Origin of the sequence: Pedobacter yulinensis, assembly GCF_003029735.1 — a bacterium.
Lineage (GTDB): Bacteria > Bacteroidota > Bacteroidia > Sphingobacteriales > Sphingobacteriaceae > Pedobacter > Pedobacter yulinensis.
In genome coordinates this window covers 1,580,886-1,599,214 of record NZ_KZ686269.1, presented here as the reverse complement: position 1 = coordinate 1,599,214, position 18,329 = coordinate 1,580,886, and the positions used below count along the sequence as shown (strand labels likewise).

14 protein-coding genes and 1 other RNA gene are annotated in these 18,329 nt (G+C 50.4%); 8 read left to right on the top strand and 7 right to left on the bottom strand.

Annotation, left to right across the window (positions count from 1 at the left end; translation table 11 throughout):
* The 7 genes from C7T94_RS14520 to C7T94_RS19550 form a co-directional block, all read left to right on the top strand.
* A partial coding sequence (locus C7T94_RS14520) for a YraN family protein (RefSeq protein WP_204353288.1) occupies positions 1–3,049 on the top strand: 3,049 nt, incomplete at its 5' end.
* A gap of 2 nt (positions 3,050–3,051) precedes the next feature.
* Entirely contained in the window at positions 3,052–3,978 is a 927-nt protein-coding gene (locus tag C7T94_RS14515; RefSeq protein ID WP_107215989.1) for a hypothetical protein, read from the top strand.
* 126 nt (positions 3,979–4,104) lie between these two features.
* The gene (locus tag C7T94_RS14510) at positions 4,105–4,668 is read left to right on the top strand and encodes a Crp/Fnr family transcriptional regulator (RefSeq protein ID WP_107215988.1); all 564 of its coding nucleotides are present in this window, start codon (positions 4,105–4,107) and stop codon (positions 4,666–4,668) included.
* Between the two features lie 63 nt (positions 4,669–4,731).
* Positions 4,732–5,481 (top strand): hypothetical protein, encoded by a 750-nt coding sequence (locus C7T94_RS14505; RefSeq protein ID WP_107215987.1) that lies wholly within the window; start codon positions 4,732–4,734, stop codon positions 5,479–5,481.
* 158 nt (positions 5,482–5,639) lie between these two features.
* Positions 5,640–6,008, top strand: a transfer-messenger RNA (tmRNA) gene (ssrA, locus tag C7T94_RS14500).
* Positions 6,009–7,350: 1,342 nt separating this feature from the next.
* On the top strand, positions 7,351–7,917 hold the full coding sequence (locus C7T94_RS19760; RefSeq protein WP_394341005.1) for an AAA family ATPase: 567 nt from the start codon (positions 7,351–7,353) through the stop codon (positions 7,915–7,917).
* Positions 7,859–8,680 carry a DUF4143 domain-containing protein gene (locus C7T94_RS19550; RefSeq protein WP_204353287.1) on the top strand — a complete coding sequence of 274 codons (822 nt, stop codon included), beginning with the start codon at positions 7,859–7,861 and terminating at the stop codon, positions 8,678–8,680. The genes C7T94_RS19760 and C7T94_RS19550 overlap by 59 nt, the downstream gene beginning before the upstream one ends.
* 101 nt (positions 8,681–8,781) lie before the next feature.
* Here C7T94_RS19550 and C7T94_RS14490 read toward each other — a convergent pair whose 3' ends face one another.
* Positions 8,782–9,981 (bottom strand): pyridoxal phosphate-dependent aminotransferase, encoded by a 1,200-nt coding sequence (locus tag C7T94_RS14490; RefSeq protein ID WP_107215986.1) that lies wholly within the window; start codon positions 9,979–9,981, stop codon positions 8,782–8,784.
* Between the two features lie 65 nt (positions 9,982–10,046).
* Positions 10,047–10,436 (bottom strand): DUF1573 domain-containing protein, encoded by a 390-nt coding sequence (locus C7T94_RS14485; protein ID WP_107215985.1) that lies wholly within the window; start codon positions 10,434–10,436, stop codon positions 10,047–10,049.
* Positions 10,437–10,629: 193 nt separating this feature from the next.
* Here C7T94_RS14485 and C7T94_RS14480 point away from each other — a divergent pair, with 193 nt between their 5' ends.
* Positions 10,630–13,071 carry an alpha-ketoacid dehydrogenase subunit alpha/beta gene (locus C7T94_RS14480; protein WP_107215984.1) on the top strand — a complete coding sequence of 814 codons (2,442 nt, stop codon included), beginning with the start codon at positions 10,630–10,632 and terminating at the stop codon, positions 13,069–13,071.
* 36 nt (positions 13,072–13,107) lie between these two features.
* Here the strand turns inward: C7T94_RS14480 and C7T94_RS14475 are convergent, their stop codons facing one another.
* From C7T94_RS14475 to C7T94_RS14455, 5 genes are all read right to left on the bottom strand, one after another.
* The gene (locus tag C7T94_RS14475; protein ID WP_107215983.1) at positions 13,108–13,716 is read right to left on the bottom strand and encodes a DUF1684 domain-containing protein; all 609 of its coding nucleotides are present in this window, start codon (positions 13,714–13,716) and stop codon (positions 13,108–13,110) included.
* A gap of 8 nt (positions 13,717–13,724) precedes the next feature.
* Positions 13,725–14,828: a chorismate synthase gene (aroC, locus tag C7T94_RS14470; RefSeq protein WP_107215982.1), complete on the bottom strand. Its 1,104-nt coding sequence runs from the start codon at positions 14,826–14,828 to the stop codon at positions 13,725–13,727.
* Positions 14,829–14,895: 67 nt separating this feature from the next.
* A complete protein-coding gene (aroA, locus tag C7T94_RS14465; protein ID WP_107215981.1) occupies positions 14,896–16,152 on the bottom strand; it encodes a 3-phosphoshikimate 1-carboxyvinyltransferase in 1,257 nt (418 codons plus the stop codon).
* A 2-nt stretch (positions 16,153–16,154) separates the two neighbouring features.
* Entirely contained in the window at positions 16,155–17,294 is a 1,140-nt protein-coding gene (locus C7T94_RS14460) for a chorismate mutase (RefSeq protein WP_107215980.1), read from the bottom strand.
* A 64-nt stretch (positions 17,295–17,358) separates the two neighbouring features.
* Positions 17,359–18,192: a prephenate dehydratase gene (locus tag C7T94_RS14455; RefSeq protein WP_107215979.1), complete on the bottom strand. Its 834-nt coding sequence runs from the start codon at positions 18,190–18,192 to the stop codon at positions 17,359–17,361.
* Between the last annotated feature and the right edge of the window lie 137 nt (positions 18,193–18,329).

The following is an 18,329-nucleotide window of genomic DNA, read 5'->3' as shown; positions in this document are numbered from 1 at the left end:
GTATGATGATCAGGGGAACCTGACGCATGTATATGACCGGGCGGGCAAGAGCATCCGTTTTGGTTATGACGAACAGAACCGGGTAACCGGGCGTCGCAACCGCAACGGGATGCAGTACATCTGGCGTTACGACAAACAGGGCCGGGTCACGCATACAGAAGGAGAAGGCGGTTACATGCGGGGGGAGATCAGGTATCACCCGGATGAGGGTTACAACGAGGTGATCTACCACAAAGACAAGATCGAACAGTACTGGTATGATCAAGACCAGCTGGTGTACAAAAAAGTGGATGCGCTGGGCGGAGAAACCTGGTATGAATACAACCGCTATAACGAGCAGACAATGATGTCGAGCCCAGAGGGTAAGATAACTGGCCAGGCGTATGATGAAATGGGTAATCCTGTAACGTGGTATCTTTCTGACGGAACGGAACACCAGGCGTCCTATGACGCTTACGGGCGCATGCTGAGCCGGACCGATGGCAACGGCTTATCTGAACGCTGGTCGTATGATGAATCAGGACGGCTTGTCTTACACCAGGACAAAGACGGTTCTTCCTGGGCTTACTTCTATAGCGGTGATAAGCCGTATCCCGCGGGTTCAAGAAACCAGAACGGCCTGGAGATTACCTGGACTTATAACGAACAGCATCAGCTTGTTGAGGCAAAGAGCTCGGCCGGCCTGCTGCGGTCATGGGCATATGACACCTACGGACGATTGATCAGATTTATTGCTGAAAACGGCTCCGTAAGCGAATGGGATTATGATGACCTCGGGCGGACGACTGCCGTTCGGGAAACAGATAAAGCTCCGCTCAGCTTCGCGTACGACGCGTACGATTTACCGGTTGCCGCATCAGATGGCCGGGAAGCGTGGACAATGAAGTATACGGCGATGGGTAGTTTGCTCATGCAAAGCCGTAAGCGCCTGGATGGTCCTGAGGAAGTCCAGACCCTCCGCTTCAGGTATGACGACTGGGACGCACTGCAGGCCATTCACAATGAAAAAGACGAAGTGTACCGCTTTGTTCGCGACGCAACTGATGAAATTATAGCAGAAACGGGTTTCGACGGCGCAACGCAGCGATACGAGCGCAACAAAGACGGAGAAGTGGAGCGTACAATACGTCCTGACGGGACTGAGGTGCGGCATTATTATGATCTGGCGGGCCGGATGGTCTACAGCCGCTACCCCGATGGCAGTTACGAAGCACTTACCTATGACAAAAATGGGTTGCTTATCGAGGCAGAGAATACCCACACCACGGTGCGGATTGCGCGTGATGCGCTCGGCCGTGTAAAAGAAGAAGACCAGAACGGCCACAAAATCAAGTATAGCTATGATGTGCTGGGGAACCTGAGCCAGGTGCAAACTTCACTTGGCGCGAATGTCACCTACCGGAGCAGTCCCGACGGGGCATCACTCGATATCGACGCAACCGCAGGCACAAAATCCTGGCGTGCCGCCTTCAGGTACAATGCTTCAGACCAGGAAACTGAGCGCCTGCTGCCCGGCAATCTGCGGCAGCAGTTTGATTATGACCGCTCGGGGCGGCCCGTATTGCAGAAGGTAGCACGGGAAAATACAATCAATACGTACCGGCAATATGCCTGGGGGCCTGACGACCGGTTGAATGAAGTGCTGAACAACATAACCGGCGGACGTGTCACGTTCAGGTATACCGCATTTGGCAGCCTTTCGTCGGCGACGTACCCGCAAGACCTGCAGACTGAATACCGGAACCCTGATGAAACCGGCAACCTGTTCAGGACGGTTTCAAGGAACGACCGGCGATACGATGCGGGCGGGCAGCTGCTTAAAGACGATAAGTGGTATTATCGCTACGATGCGCTTGGTAACCTGGTACTTAAAAGCAAAAGGAACATCAACGCGCTGCCTGCGGGGCCGGAGAAAGTGCCTGCAGATACCGGCCTGTTTGATAGCGCCCTGACCTGGAAAACCGCCCTGCCAGGGAATGCGACCGATGCCGATGTGCAGCCTTTACCTGATGCCGCTCCGGGCGAACCGATCTGGCAGCCGGGCGACTGGGCATATGAATGGCAACATACGGGCTTGCTGAAAGCGGTGCGAAATCCGGAGGGCGCTACAACCGAATTCGAGTACGATGCCATGGGCCGGCGTACCGCCAAAATAAGCGGCGGCCAGATTACACGATACCTGTGGGATGGCAGCCTGCTGTTTCATGAGTGGGCCTACAGCCTGGAGCAGCGGCCCTCTGTGGCCGTGTCGCCGCAGGGAGAAGTCACAACGTCTGCGCCGGAGCCCTTAACAGGCCTGGTTACCTGGATTTATGACCAGTCAAACTTTACGCCTGTGGCTCGCCTCGGCGATGCCGGAAGCCTGAGCATCATCAGCGACCACCTCGCTACTCCGGTTGAGGCCTATGACGGGCACGGTCAACTGGTCTGGTCTCGGGAACTGGATATTTATGGAAAGGTGCGGAAAATGGCGGGTCAGGCAAGCCTGATCCCCTTCCTGTTTCAAGGACAGTATCTGGACGAGGAAACCGGACTGGCGTACAACCGGTTCCGGTATTACGATCCGCAGCGCGGCGATTACATCAGCAAGGATCCGATCGGCCTTTATGGCGGTCTGTCTTTGTACAGTTATGTTGCAGACCCAAACAGCTGGACCGACGTTTTTGGTCTGGCGGGGGAACTTGGTGCCTGGGGAGAGAAAGTTGCGGCGAAATACCTGCGTCAGCAAGGCCATCAGATACTAGGCTCTGTCCAGAATGCTTCCGGCCACGGCTTCGACCTGATTACAAAAACCGCAAATGGCGATATTCATGTAATCGAGGTAAAGACAAGCCAATCGCACTGGCGCAGCAAAAGCAACATGAGCAACTGGACAAACAGGAACATTCGGAAGATATCTGCAAACCGGAACGGGCGGTGGGGCAACAAGCCGCAGTACCAAACTGACCTGATGCGTACGCTGAGCAATGCACAGGCCAACGCAAAACTGAAAAATAAACTTTTGCAGATCAATATTGACAAGCGATCAATCCGCTTAATTTGTAAATAAGTATGAAATATAAAAATGCCCTGATCAACAAGGCGATTAAATTGTACGGGTACGGTGAACCGGTTGATCCGGTAGAGGCGCAGGAAGAGTTTTTCCGCGGATACGCGCGCTCGCATAAAGATTATAAAAAGAACAAGTACGATTTTGCACGGTTTTACAACCAGTTAGACGGTTTGCCCGAAAGTGCAGAAGTTCCTGCGAAAAACCTGCTGTTTCAGGAAGATCCCGCAGCCTGGCTGTATTTTGAACGGGCGGCGGTTTTTTTCTTCTACGGAAGAGTGCGGCCTGAATTTCTTGATGACTTCAAAGATATACTTGAATATACGCTGTATGTGGAGCGGGACGACTTGTTGCAGCAAACCATGGCGCGCTTAACGAGCCTGGCCGGCTCGGCAGACTATCGGTCTGATGCCGAGTTTAGGTCCCAGCCCGTTTATCCCAGCGTGATCCTGGCTTGTTTCCTTGCCGACAAATGGCTTGGCAAGGAGGGAACAAGCGAAGAGATTTACGGGTATGGTGCCGGCCTGGGCATTTACCAGCCTATTGCCGACCATTGGGACGATTTATCTGAACTTGGCCAGGATTATTGGTCAGACCTGTGTGAATATCACTTGAAGGGATTGAGCCTCACCAAAGCAGACAAACGCGAATATGAAGAGTTTCTGGAGTGCGGTCTTGTGCCGATGGAGCTGGTTAACCTGATCAAGGTGAGAAAAAAGCTCGGGTTAGACGTTCCGAGTATCGACCACGAACTCATGCATACACCGATGGCCAGCATTCCGGTTCTGCCTACCGGTTATAGTGAAAAAAAGGACCTGATCTTCCGGGCCGTTCAGCATACGGCCGAAACGAAAGAACTGACCACCCGCGAGGAGCTGCTGCAGCGCCTCAGCGAGGAAGGCATAGGTGAAAAAGAGGTGATCCATTGAATGCGCTGATGTGCCGACCTTTGCCACCACACTGTTCTTTTGGCTCCCGGAATAAAGAAACCGCTTGTACCGGGACAGCCGTCTGGGTGTTCCGGATATTGTACGATACTCTCAACGTCAACAACCATGAATAACCTCGCTGCGGCGCTTCATGCCTTTTCGCCGCTAAACGCACAGGCTATTGAAGATCTGGGAAAGAGCAGCATGAGCAGGCAATTTGCAAAAGGTGAAGTGATCAGTGAGGCCGGAAGAATTTGTAGGCATTTGTACTTCCTTCAGCAGGGTCTGGTTAAGCTCTACTTTGACAACGGCGACAAAGAGTTCGTGATGCGGTTTTTTTCTGAAGAGTCGATTTTTACGGGGCTGGACAGTTACATCAGTGAAACCAGTTCCACCTATTCGATCATGGCACTTGAACCCGCCACCGTACACTCTATAAGCCGGTCCAGGATGGAGCAACTTTGCGTGCAACATCATTGTATTGAAACGGCCTTCCGGAAGTTTATTTCCATGGCAGCATTCAACATGATGGGTCGCGTGAGTGAGATGCTGGAAGAGGAGGCAGCAGCCAGGTATGACAGTTTCATCCGTGCCCATGCCGCATTAATGCAGCGCATCAGTCTGGGCGACCTGGCCGCTTACCTGGGCATTACGCAGGTATCACTGAGCAGAATCCGCGGGAAACGGTGATTTTTTATCATATGTAAAAAGACGCATCGCCCGGCTATCCTAGCTTTACGGAAAAGGATAGCTATGGAAACAAACCTGAACATCGTTAATGCACACCTGCATCGTGCAACGGTATCATTGATTGACCCGACAGACCACCATTACCTTTTGCTTGCGGCAGAAGTGGACCATGCGTTTTTTCCGGTCTTTCTAAGCAGCAGCCCGAAGAAAAAAAAGCTGATCAGTGCCGCAAAGGAATGGTGCAACCAGCTGGTGACTGAGCCTGGCGTTGCCAGCGCAGTGGTTTTCAAGGCTAGGGTTATTCCGCCAGGCCGTGGTAAGTTACTCCGGGAACGCGGCTTGCCAAGCGCGCGCTACGACCTCGTTCTCCTGATCGAAACAGAAACCGGCTCTGTGCTTGACAAAATCACCAACAGCAGCAGCTATAAAGACATCGCCAACCAGATCAAAGGCGCTGGGTCAAAGTTTTACCATACTGCCGCCACAAATGTGAGGCGCATCGGGCCGGTAGCGCACAACAGGCCAGGAGTGTTTTTATTCAATTATTTTTTTGCCGACGACCGTGCGCAAAATATTGATGTATGGGCGTATACGGCCGGTTGGTTCCAGAAAGAAACCGGACTGGACAACTCGACGGTGCTATTGCCTTTGGGCACAAATCGGGAATACAGGCTGATTAACCACTGTAGATGGGAGCGAATTCGCGACATCCTTCCTGACCTTCTATTCAAGAAAACGTTTCGCAGTTTCGTACTCGAGAACTTTTACGCCAACAACGTGGCGCCCATGCCGGTGCTTTATGTGCTGGCGTGAGTTGTCTTGTCAAACAGGACGTAAAATACTTTGGTTCCAGTAAACTGCGCATGCCAGCTTGGCCAGACAACACGAGTTTGTTCATGCCAGTGCTTTGAAGGCAGGTGAATCACGACATTTTCTGAACTGCCTTTTTTTTGGTATATTTGAATGTTCATGGGCCCGTTCCTGGATTTGACGGGGTGGCGAAGGATAAGTAAGCATGCAGTGCGTTGTACGGAGAGCACTTAAATCTGAACGTTCAAACAATAATTGGCGAAAATAACTACGCCTTAGCTGCCTAATTTAGAATTACGCAAGCTTTTGTTCCGCTGGCCCTCGCGAGATTGGGTTAGCATCAGGAGCATCGAACAAATGTCGCTGGCCGCTGCAGGGTGTGATGCAGGGGTAAGAACAAACACCTAAGGAAGAAGGTTAAGGCGCTTTTCCGGTCTGCCCCTTCCCGACAACCAAACGGAAAATAAGCATGTAGAAAGCTTGTTTTATCTCACAACCGGACAAGGGTTCGACTCCCTTCGGGTCCACAATTACGAAAAGCAGACGTATCAGGTTATATAAAAACCGCGTCTGCTTTTTTCATTTGCTGCTTTTTTGTTATTTTACATATAACCGGATATAACAGTGTATTCAAAAATGTTTGCACCAAATGAGGTACCGATCTAAAAAATGTTTGCACCGGTTTGCACCAACATATAATGAGTATGACGGCTTTTGTTCAGTTCGTCCTTCAAGATGCAAAACGCAATCAACGGAAGGCGTCCGGTAGAATTTTTTAATCAAGTATGAACAGTAGCTTTGTAATATCCATATATCTCCATAGAACGGTATCTTGACCGGGTTGACTTTTCGTATGGTATATGATTTTACATTAGGGAGTGTGATGTGATATTTCGGGGTTTACTTGAGGAGATCAAACTTCGACAATTGACAGTTATTCGCGTAGATAAAAAGAGCATGTTGTACTATTGACAGATTGCGGACGGCATGTTGTAGATTCAATTACTTGTCATCCCAAACGGGAGGCAACCCCACTTACTGGAACCCAAGCTCATATTTTTCTTTTAGCCTCTTGTCATGTTCCGAGCGATCATCGGCCGATATGTTCTTTGATTTGATCTCGAAAACTTCGAGGTAAAACGCTTCTTTTAGAGATTCGTACGCCTTATCTCGATCGCCCCAAAATTTATGTTTCTTGTATTCGTCCAGCTTGGCCAGAGACGGCTTCCTGGCAATCTGATTTTTAATAGCAGCAACATTGAAGCATAGTACAAAGAAGCAAAATAATGGCTGCCAGAGGTATGACTAACGTTAAAGTACCAAATAGTGGAGCGAAAATTTCTATTTACAGTGGGATTAGATCTGAGTAAAAACATAAAAGATTCCTGGACTTAGTTTTTTTCTATTGTCTTTTCGATCAGCATTTGCCCTATTTTATGACGTTACAGACCGAACCGGACAGGCGATATCAATAGCGCAATGAGATCCTGATTGTTAATGTACATTTTTTATCACAAGATGAATTTCACTCAAGAATCTGAGCCCTCTTTTTCCAGGACCACAATTCAAGCAACGCATTTCCTTTGGATAGAGTCAAAATTCATCATAACCCTCCTATAACTCATGCCTATGTAGCCGTTTTGCCGGCGATGTTTGCCTATACATTATTAAAAGATAGCCATCCCTACCAGGCTTTCGGAATCGTATCAAGCATAAGTGTGCGAAACTGCCTTTGTTTTGTTACAAAATGAAAGTCAAACCGCCCTTGTTCTGTTACATAATTGCGGCAGAACTGCCCTTGTTTTGTTACAAATGATTATCTTTGGTTTACAAATATAAGGTTAATTACATGTCTTTTACCCGCCATATAGAATTGCGGTTGCAGAACTGGAAATCAAGCCAAAATCGAAAGCCGCTCATCATCAGGGAGCTAGGCAGGTAGGAAAGACAACCCTGATTAAAGCTTTCGCAAGGAGGTACAAGCATGCCATTTTACTTAACCTTGAAAAGCCCGGCGATCGTCGTTTTTTTGACGACTTCGACAATGTCCAAACAATTTTCGAGGCGCTTTTTCTTGCGCACAACATCCCTTCTGTCGCGATTGCCGAAACGCTGCTCTTTGTAGACGAAATTCAGGAAAGCCCCAAAGCAATTCACTTGCTGCGGTATTTCTATGAAGAATTACCACAACTGCATGTGGTAAGTGCCGAATCGCTCCTTGAGTTTGCCCTGCAAAAGGTTAAGGTTTTCCTGTGGCAGGGTCGAGTTTTTATACCTTCATCCGCTGAATTTCCAGGAGTACCTGCAGGCTGCACAGATGGAAGCGTTATGGAAACACCTGATGGCTGTTCCCCTAAAGCCGGTTGCACATCAGTTACTAATGGACGCTTTTCATCGGTATGCCATTATAGGTGGCATGCCCGAAGCGGTGAAAACTGATCTGGGCCGGCGAAATCTGTCAGACCTGGCGAGGGTGTACGAAAGCATCTGGGCCAGTTACAAGAACGACGCAGAGAAATACACTTCGAACGATACAGAGCGAAAAATCATCAAACACCTGATGAACACTGCGCCGCTTTACCTTGACGAGCGCGTAAAATTTCAAGGTTTCGGAAATTCAAACTACCGGTCAAGAGAAATCGGAGAGGCGTTCCGCACACTGGAAGATGCCAGAATTATACGGTTGATTTATCCAACTACAGACCTGCGGCCACCGCTAAAGACCGACCTGAAGAAATCGCCCCGATTGCAGATTCTTGATACCGGACTGGTCAACTATTCACCTGGTATTCAGCTGGATATGTTGGACATGGATGACCTGAACAAAGCATACAAAGGTGCAGTGATGCCATACCTGGTCACACAGGAGTTAATTTCCCTGCAGAGTATGGCAGCCTACAAACCAAACTTCTGGGTCAGGGAGAAATCTCAGTCCAGCGCAAAGATCGACCTGCTTTATGCGCATAAAGACCTGGTCATTCCGATTGAGATCAAATCGGGCAGCACGGGGAGCCTCAAATCGCTTCACCAATTTATCGAGGCTGCCGACCATCCCTATGCGATACGGCTATATGCAGGTCCATTACTTTTTGAGCGTACACAAACGCCGAATAAAAAGCCATATCTGCTGCTCAATCTGCCCTACTATTGCGGTACCGTATTGCCGCAATATGCAGAATGGCTGGCCGGGCAGAAACTTTAGGCGTTGGGCTCTGAACGCTGCGGGCAAGCTCCGAAGCGGAATTTTCTATTTTCGCGGGAAGAAAAAAAGCGCCGTTTCCGGCGCTCTTTGTTTAATAGCTGCTAAGCCTGGCGGCCAGGATACACCTTTAAGGCTTCCTGCAGGCAATCCATGGCTTTATTCAAATCGCTGGTATTCAGTACATAGGCCATACGCACTTCGTTGCTTCCTGACCCGGGGGTCGAATAAAAGCCGGTAGCGGGGGCCATCATGACGGTCTGGTTCTCATATTCAAAGGTTTCCAGCATCCATTGGCAAAAAGCGTCTGCATTGTCAATCGGCAGCCTGGCCACCACGTAAAATGCGCCGCCGGGGTTGGGGCAGAATACGCCGTCCATGCTGTTCAGGCGGTTTACCAGCGTGTCCCTGCGCAATGTATATTCGGTATTTACTTTTTCAAAATAACTATCTGGCGTATCGACGGCTGCAGCACCTGCAATCTGCTCAACCATTCCAGGGCTCAGACGCGCCTGTGCAAATTTCAGTCCGGCGGCGATAACCGTTTTGTTTTTGGTGATCAGGCAGCCCAGCCGTGCACCGCAGGCGCTGTAACGTTTTGAAACCGTGTCCATGATCACAACATTTTCGTCCAGCCCGTCCAGGTGCATGGGTGATACGAACTCCCGCCCATCGTAGCAGAACTCGCGGTAGGCTTCGTCAGAGAACAGGAAAAGATCATACTTAAGGCAAAGCGACTTCAGTGCCTCCAGTTCTTCGCGCGAATACAGATAACCGGTCGGGTTGTTCGGATTGCAGATAATGATTGCCTTAGTCTTCGATGTAATCAGCTTTTCAAACTCAGCAATTGGCGGGAGGGCAAATCCGTTCTCGATGTAAGACAGGATCGGTTTTACCACCACATTGCTCATGCAGGCGAAACCATTATAGTTGGCGTAAAAAGGCTCTGGGATAATGATCTCATCGCCCTCATTCACACAGGTTTGCATGGCAATGGTAATGGCTTCAGAACCGCCCACCGTTACCAGGATGTCGGCAGCGGTAATGCCATATCCCAACTTATTGTAGTATTCGGTGAGTTTTTCACGATAGGCCAGCGTTCCCTCAGATGGGGTGTAAGCCCAGACATCAAAATCAATGTTTTTAATGGCATTCAACATGCTTTCTGGCGTTTCGATATCGGGCTGGCCGATGTTGAGGTGATATACTTTGCGTCCCAGCCTCTTGGCCTGGTCAGCAAACGGGGTCAACTTCCGGATGGGTGATGCGGGCATCTGGAGCCCTTTCTCTGAGATTTTTGGCATGCGCAAAAATAAGAAAACCCGGCCATATTGGCCGGGCTTTCCGTGTTCTTTATATTTCGGCTGTTTTAGCGGGTGGCGCTAACCGTTTCACCTTTAATGTAAAGCACCTTGACCGGCGTTTTAGCGTTAGAAGTAACGGTAACAGTCTTTGCAAATTGCTGCGGATCGCCGGCGGCATTATAGGTCACTGAAATGGTACCGCTTTCGCCTTTTTTTACCGGAGTAGCAGAGAATGTTGGTTTTGTACAACCACATGTTGCTTCGGCGTTTTTAATGATCAGCGGCTCATCACCGATATTGGTAAATTTAAATACGTGGGTCACCGGTTTTCCGGCGGGGATTTTTCCAAAATCGAAGGTCTCTTCAACGAACTTAAATTCGGCAGGCTTGCTTTGTGCATGGGCAGCGACACCGATTCCAAGGATGAGTGTTAATGCAAGGAGGATCTTTTTCATGAATCTGTGTGTTTTATGTGAACAACTGCAAAGATCGGGCCGCCAGCATACAGCAACCATATTGATTCTGTGCAGGATAGCAAAATTAGTATTTTACGCCAGATTTCAAAGCTCGTTCCAAATTTATATTGTTACATGACCAAGCAAGAGGCAATTTTATTATTTGTTATCTTTGTCCCCTAACTGTTAGCGTATGATGCCAACCAATAAAGTTGTGACCAACCCCATTGATGCCTCAGAACTAAGCTTCGACGATTTCAAAAAGATCGTTATAGCGGACTACAAAATTGCGTTTGAAAGCCGGCAAGCCAGCTTGATCGGGCGCAAGGAGGTGCTGACCGGAAAGGCCAAATTCGGTATTTTCGGTGATGGCAAGGAGGTCCCTCAGATTGCAATGGCCAAGGCATTCAAGAAGGGTGACTGGCGGGCCGGTTATTACCGCGACCAGACTTTTGCTTTCGCATCCGGCATTTCGACGATCAAGGAGTTTTTTGCGCAGCTTTATGCAAATCCTGATGTGGAAAAGGATCCTGCATCGGCCGGCAGGCAAATGAACTGTCATTTTGCCACCCGCTCCATCAATCCTGACGGCAGCTGGAACGACCTGACCGACATGAAAAACTCTTCTGCCGATATTTCGACAACCGGCGGGCATATGGCGCGGCTGGTCGGCCTGGCTTATGCATCTAAACTGTACCGGCAGAATCCCGAGCTCTCTTACCTGAAGAACTTTTCAGTGAACGGGAACGAGGTGGCCTTTGGCACGATCGGCAATGCATCGACCTCTGAGGGGATCTTTTTCGAGGCTTTTAATGCGGCCGGCGTTTTGCAGGTACCCATGGCCATTTCCATATGGGACGATGCCTATGGCATATCGGTCCCCGCTAAATACCAGACCACCAAAGAAAACATTTCTGAGATTCTCAAGGGGTTTCAGCGCGACGATAAAAATGCAGGGTATGAAATTTTCCGCGTGCGCGGATGGGACTATCCTGCACTTTGCGAGGCTTATGAAAAGGCAATCCAGATTTGCCGCGACGAACATGTGCCGGTGTTGATCCACGTTACAGAAGTGACTCAGCCTCAGGGACACTCCACTTCAGGCTCACATGAACGGTACAAGACCAAGGAACGGCTTGACTGGGAGCGCGAATACGATTGCCTGGTGCAGATGCGTAAGTGGATGATCGAGTCGGCGATTGCCGATGAACCGGAGTTAACAGAACTGGAAAATACAGCCAAGAAATATGTGCGTGAATGCCAGCGCGAAGCCTGGAACGACTTCCTGGATAATATTCGCACAGAACACAAGGCGGTTGTGCTGATGATCCACAACCTGGCTCGCGGGCAGGCCGGCATCGTCAAAGTCGGTGCACAGCTTGCGTCTATGCCCGACGCGACACGAAAAGACGTGGTTGCGGCCGTGCGTAAAGCACTTCGGTTAACGGCAGGTCAAAGCTTGGCAGAACGCAGCACGCTGCTGGAATGGTATGAAGCACAGGGACTGGAAAACCATGAACGGTACAACTCCAAGCTATTTACAGACGGCAATGAAAGGCCCGGTCTTATTCCTGAGGTTTTGCCGGTTTATGGCGATGTGCCAAAAATGTTAGACGGCCGGGAGATCCTGAACGCCTGTTTTGACGCAAACTTTACGCGCGACCCCCGACTGGTAGCCTTTGGTGAAGACCTGGGCAACATTGGCGATGTAAACCAGGGTTTTGCAGGGCTGCAGGCTAAATTCGGCGAACTGCGGGTTACTGATACCGGCATCCGGGAAATGACCATCATGGGACAGGGCATTGGCCTGGCTATGCGTGGCTTACGTCCCATTGCCGAAATCCAGTACCTTGATTACCTGTTGTTTGCGCTAAACGTTCTGAGCGATGACCTGGCCAGCTTATCTTACCGCACCAAGGGTGGGCAGAAGGCTCCGGTCATTATTCGTACCCGCGGCCACCGGCTCGAGGGCATCTGGCATTCCGGGTCGCCGATCCAGATGATGCTGGGATCACTGCGCGGCCTTCATTTGTGTGTGCCACGCAATATGGTCCAGGCGGCAGGGCTTTACAATACCCTGTTCCGTGCCGATGAACCGGCAATCGTGATCGAATGCCTGAACGGCTACCGCCTGAAAGAGCGGCTTCCGGAAAATGTGGGCGAATTTACCGTGCCGCTGGGGAAGGCCGAGGTGCTGAAGCAGGGAACTGACCTGACTATTGTGTCTTACGGATCGACGCTTCGCATTGTGCAGGAGGCAGCTGAAGAGCTGGCTTTATTCGATATTTCTGTGGAGATTATTGACCCGCAAACCTTGCTGCCTTTTGACACGGACCACCTGTGTGCGGCTTCATTGCGCAAAACAAATAAACTGCTTGTTGTAGACGAAGACGTACCGGGAGGCGCATCGGCCTATATCCTGCAAAAGATTCTCGAAGAACAGGACGGTTATTACCACCTTGACGGGCAGCCCAAAACGTTAACCGCAAAAGCGCACCGGCCGCCGTATGGCTCAGATGGCGACTATTTCAGCAAACCTTCGGTAGATGATGTGGTAGAAGCTGTGTACAACATGATGCATGAAGCCAATGCGGCGAAGTTTCCGGCAATTTATGATCCAGGAAATGCCGGATAGGCAGTCAGATTCCTGATGGCACTGCTACGATCGTCTTTACCGGTGTTTCTTGTCCCCGGCAAACCTCTGTTCGCCAGCTTCCAACGGTAATTTCAGGTCGTTTTCGGCTGGGGGGACGGGGCATTGGTAACCATCGCTGTATGCACAGTAGGGGTTGTACGCTTTGTTGAAATCCAGCACAACCACATTGCCCGACATGTTTTTCATCGATAAATCAAGATACCTTCCGCCATCATAAGTTTGCCCGCCATTGGTTTGATCGGTAAAAGGCAGGAACAGGTAATCTTTATACACCGGGTTAGTCATCAAGGCCACACTTCTGTAAACGGTCAGCTCGTGCAGCTGTCCTTTCAGTTCAAAACGGAGCACCGCATAACGAATAAAATCCTTGCTGCGCCCATCAAAGGTAGGCATCTTGAAAGCTACCGCATTGTCGAGCAGGGTGACTTTTGCCGTAACCCGGCAGGTGCTGTCGGGGCTGAAAAAACGCAGCGACTCCAGGTCCTTCTCTTTTAACGGCGCATGATCGTCGGTCAGGAATGCCTTCTTATAGGCATCGCGGTGTGCTTCGGTCAGTGCGGCAAAGTTCTGCGCGCCTGCCTGGAGGCAGGTAAGAAGCAGCAGGAAGGAAAGCAGCCTTTTCATACCAGGGGCTATTGCGATGGGAAACTGGATTTGCTGATGGCTTTCTGGCGCAGCAGGTGATCGGCCAGTACAAGGGCGGCCATGGCTTCGACAATGACAACAGCGCGCGGTACCACGCAGGGGTCGTGCCGTCCTTTGCCTTTGATCTCTGATGCTTCGCCTTTGGCATTGATGGTCTGCTGGTTGTGCATAATGGTGGCAACCGGTTTGAAAGCAACGGTGAAATTGATGTCCATGCCATTTGAAATGCCGCCCAATATGCCGCCGGCATGGTTCGTAACCGAACGGTAACCGTTTCCGGGCTGCGGAATGTCATTGTGTTCAGACCCGCGCATTTCAGTTGCCGCAAATCCAGAACCGTAAGCAAATCCGTGCACCGCATTAATGCTCAGCATGGCCTTGCCGAGGTCGGCATGCAGTTTGTCGAAGACCGGCTCTCCGAGTCCCGCAGGGCAGTTTCGCACCAGGCAGGAAACCTGCCCGCCGATGGTGTCACCGTCTTTGCGAACGGCATCGATCAGGCTGACCATTTCATTGGCGGTTGCCGGATCCGCGCAACGAACAATGTTTTCCTCGCGAATGCGTAACAGTTCATCAAGTTCCAGATCTGAAAGATTCGGTGCGTAGATGCGGCCAACTGAGGAAACATGGGCAAAAATACCAATTCCCAATTCTTTCAATACGAGTTTGGCAACTGCTCCGGCGGCTACCCGCGCTGCAGTTTCGCGGGCAGAAGACCGCCCGCCGCCGCGGTGGTCACGAATGCCGTACTTGGCGTCATACACATAATCCGCGTGCGATGGCCGGTAAATGTCGATGTTGTGACCATAGTCTTTCGACCGCTGGTCCTCATTCGGAATGAGCAGGGCAATGGGAGTGCCGGTGCTTTTGCCTTCAAACACGCCTGAAAGTACCTGTACGGTATCGCTCTCCTTGCGTTGTGTGGTTATTTTTGACTGTCCCGGCCTGCGTTTGTCCAGCTCTGACTGGATGAACGCAAGATCAATGTCTATGTTTGGCGGACAGCCATCTACCACCACACCGATCGCCGTTCCGTGCGATTCACCGAAGGTGCTGATTCTGAACAATTGTCCGAAAGTATTTCCTGCCATATCTTGTTGTAAAAATTCCGGCATCCTGAAGGTGCCGGAATAGCTGTAAATATATTGATTGTGTAGCCTAAACAGAAGTTACGTTAAAGCCGGCCTGCTCAAGGTGTGCCCAGAAATCAGGATATGATTTTGCAACCACATTAGCTTCTTCAATTTCCACTTCTCTGACCAGCAGGGCCAGCGGGGCAAAAGCCATGGCCATGCGGTGGTCCTCATACGTGCGTATAAAAATGCGGTCGGGGAAATGGAGATTATCACAGTTCAACGTATAGACCTTATTGTCTTCGGTCAATGTAACACCCAGCTGCGCCAGTTCATTCTGAAGCGCGGCAATGCGGTCGGTTTCTTTGATTTTAAGCGTTTCCAGGCCTGTGAACGAGAGGTTCTTTCCCATTGCCGCGGCGCACACAACGATGGTCTGGGCCAGGTCAGGGCAGTCTTTCAGATCGAGCACCGTAGCAGGGAAATTTTGCGGTCCCTTTGACAGGGAAATGCCCTTCTCGATCTGTGTTGTCGAAACACCAAAATCCTGCATGATTTGCCTGATGCGGCTGTCGCCTTGCAGGCTTTGTGCGCGCAGTGCCGGCAGTTCAAGCGCGGCGCCGGCAGCCAATGCAGCAATGCTGTACCAATAAGAGGCTGCGCTCCAGTCCGGTTCGACAGTCAGGTTGCTTGCACTGAAAGTTTGCGGCCTGATCACAATGCGGTTTCCATTCCATTCATGCCGAATACCCGCTTCTGCAAGCATGTCCAGCGTCATCTGGACGTAAGGCCGCGAGGTCAGTTCTCCTTTAATCTGCAGCTCAAGACCCTGGGGCAACTGCGGGGCAACCATAAGCAGCGCAGAAAGGTATTGGCTGCTGATATCGCCGGCAATTTCAACCCTGGCTGCTGTCTGCGCGAAGCCGCCGTCAATATCAAGCGGCGGAAAACCGGGTTCGCCTGCATAGTTGATGTTTGCACCAATGCTGCGCAGTGCATCGACCAGCACGCCGATCGGGCGCTGTTTCATGCGTTCTGTACCAGTAAGATGATATTTGCCAGGAAGCACCGCCAGGTAGGCTGTTAAGAAACGCATGGCTGTGCCTGCCGGTCCAACATCTACCAGCCTGCGGCCGGTGTTATCGCCAGCGGCGAGGCTGGTCAGTATGCCCCCCAGAGTGACGGTATCAGCCGCATTTGACTGGTTCTCTACCTTAACAGCACCATTGCTGAGGGCGCTGATAACCAGGGCACGGTTGCACTCACTTTTTGAACCAGTGAGTGCAATCCTTGCCTGTATGTTTTTGGTTCCATTGAAGGAGACCAGGACATTTTTACCCATGTTTATGCCTTTACTTCAGAGTGAGACTCGGCTGCAATTCCAGCCTCGGCTTTCCCGGCATTCATAATTTCGGTTTGTTTTCGGATCGACTCGCTGTGAACCAACTCCAGGAATTTCTCTACGAATCCGGTATCCAGTTTCAGTGCTTTGGCGAAAGCAGTTCCTTTTTTAATGATCTCTTCCCAGCGGTTTACCTGCAGAATGGTGACCTGGTTGTCGCGTTTAAACTCGCCGATCTTTTGAACAATAGACATCCGCTCGCCGAGTTTCTGGAGCATCAGGTCGTCGATCTTGTCGATCTGCTTACGCAATTCTGCCAGCTGGTCAACAAATACCTCGTTGTTTGATTCGGGTTCACGAACGGTCAGCCTGTCTACCAGCTCAGATAATGCAGCTGGCGTTACCTGCTGTTTGGCATCTGTCCAGGCTACTGACGGGTCAACGTGCGATTCGATCATAAGGCCCTGCATATCGAGGTCAAGCGCCTTCTGTGCAATATAAGGGATCAGTTCACGGTTGCCGCAAATGTGGCTCGGGTCATTGATGATCGGTAGTTCCGGGCAAAGTGTTTTAAGCTGGATCGCCATTTCCCACATGGGTTCGTTGCGGAAAGAGCTTTTTTCGAACGATGAAAATCCGCGGTGAATCGCACCCAGTTTGGTAATGCCTGCTTTGTTGATGCGCTCAAGTGCACCGATCCAAAGCTGCAGGTCAGGGTTCACGGGGTTTTTTACCAGCACCGGTACGTCAACTCCCTGGAGTGCATCGGCAATTTCCTGTACAGTGAAAGGGTTAACGGTAGAGCGGGCCCCAATCCACAATATGTCGACGCCTGCAGCAAGTGCTTCTTCAACGTGTTTGGCATTGGCTACCTCAACCGCGGTTGGAAGACCGGTTTCCTGTTTCGCGCGGTTCAGCCATTCCAGGCCTACACTGCCGATTCCTTCAAATTCTCCCGGACGGGTGCGTGGTTTCCAGATACCGGCACGCAGTACTGACACTTTGCCGGTTGAAGCGAGCAGGTGTGCTGTGGTAAGCAGCTGTTCTTCAGTTTCAGCACTGCAGGGTCCTGAAATCAGGAGCGGTTCGTTGTTTGTGTTCAACCAGGTGTTGAGCGGTTGGATGTTCAATTGTAATTTCATGTGATTTTTAGTAAGGCCCGGAGGCAAGGTTTTTATTGTGATGTTTGACTTTAATTTTTATTTCTTACACTTTGTCGTTTTTCTGGTATTCGCCCATGATGTTGAAGTTGACGGTGAATTTAAGCGTCCGGCGGATGGCGTTTTCATACTTCTCCAGGTTCTTCCATTCCATATCGACATAGAAGTAGTATTCGTTTCTTTTGCCCAGGACCGGCATAGACTGGATTTTGGTCAGGTTCACCTCGTTCTCGGCAAAGATGTTCAGTACCCGGGCCAGCGCACCGGCCGTATTGCCAACCTGGAAACAGATCGAGGCCTTGTTGATGTCCTTGTTCAGGTCTGACTTTTCTTTCTGCAGAATCAGGAAACGGGTAAAATTCTTTTTGTTCGACTCGATCCGGCGCTCAAGTACATTTAAGCCATACAGTTCTGCGGCCAGCATGTTCGCAATGGCTACGGTATCTGTCAGTTGTTCATCGCGGATGCGTTTTGCGCAGGCGGCGGTGTCTACGCTTTCGACGACCTTCAGGTGCGGAAATTCATCAAAGAAATCAACGCACTGCCGGATGGCGATGGGGTGGGAGGTAACGGTTTTAACGTCTTCGAACTTAACGCCCGGAAGGGCAAGCAGGTGCAGCTGAATGGGCAGGTACACTTCACCAACGACAGCGAAATTGTATTCCCTGATTAGTGTGTAATTGGGAAGCAGGCTGCCGGCAATTGAATTTTCTATGGCCATGACCACGAAATCGGCATCGCCTTTTTCCAGGTGCTCACAGGTGCGTTTAAAGGAGTCGCATTCAATGGTTTGAATGTCCCTGCCAAAGAATTTGAAGGCAGCCTCTTCATGGAAGGAAGCTTTAATACCCTGGATTGCTACGCGTGCTTGTTTTTTCATTTCGGTTTTTAGATACACAAAAAAAGTCCCGGCTTGCGGCCGGGACTTTCGTATACGTTTTATCTTGTTATGTCGATATTAGTACATATTAGTCCCGGCTCTTACTGAAGTAGTAAAAGTAACCGAACCAATATGTA

Bases quoted from the DNA above. Each gene is read 5' to 3' on its own strand.
- C7T94_RS14455 (WP_107215979.1), bottom strand. From the start codon at position 18,192: ATGAAAAAACAAGCACGCGTAGCAATCCAGGGTATTAAAGCTTCCTTC.
- C7T94_RS14480 (WP_107215984.1), top strand. From the start codon at position 10,630: ATGATGCCAACCAATAAAGTTGTGACCAACCCCATTGATGCCTCAGAA.
- C7T94_RS14460 (WP_107215980.1), bottom strand. From the start codon at position 17,294: ATGAAATTACAATTGAACATCCAACCGCTCAACACCTGGTTGAACACA.
- C7T94_RS19550 (WP_204353287.1), top strand. From the start codon at position 7,859: ATGGACGCTTTTCATCGGTATGCCATTATAGGTGGCATGCCCGAAGCG.
- C7T94_RS14490 (WP_107215986.1), bottom strand. From the start codon at position 9,981: ATGCCAAAAATCTCAGAGAAAGGGCTCCAGATGCCCGCATCACCCATC.
- C7T94_RS14485 (WP_107215985.1), bottom strand. From the start codon at position 10,436: ATGAAAAAGATCCTCCTTGCATTAACACTCATCCTTGGAATCGGTGTC.
- C7T94_RS14475 (WP_107215983.1), bottom strand. From the start codon at position 13,716: ATGAAAAGGCTGCTTTCCTTCCTGCTGCTTCTTACCTGCCTCCAGGCA.
- aroA (WP_107215981.1), bottom strand. From the start codon at position 16,152: ATGGGTAAAAATGTCCTGGTCTCCTTCAATGGAACCAAAAACATACAG.
- C7T94_RS14510 (WP_107215988.1), top strand. From the start codon at position 4,105: ATGAATAACCTCGCTGCGGCGCTTCATGCCTTTTCGCCGCTAAACGCA.
- C7T94_RS14515 (WP_107215989.1), top strand. From the start codon at position 3,052: ATGAAATATAAAAATGCCCTGATCAACAAGGCGATTAAATTGTACGGG.
- C7T94_RS14505 (WP_107215987.1), top strand. From the start codon at position 4,732: ATGGAAACAAACCTGAACATCGTTAATGCACACCTGCATCGTGCAACG.
- aroC (WP_107215982.1), bottom strand. From the start codon at position 14,828: ATGGCAGGAAATACTTTCGGACAATTGTTCAGAATCAGCACCTTCGGT.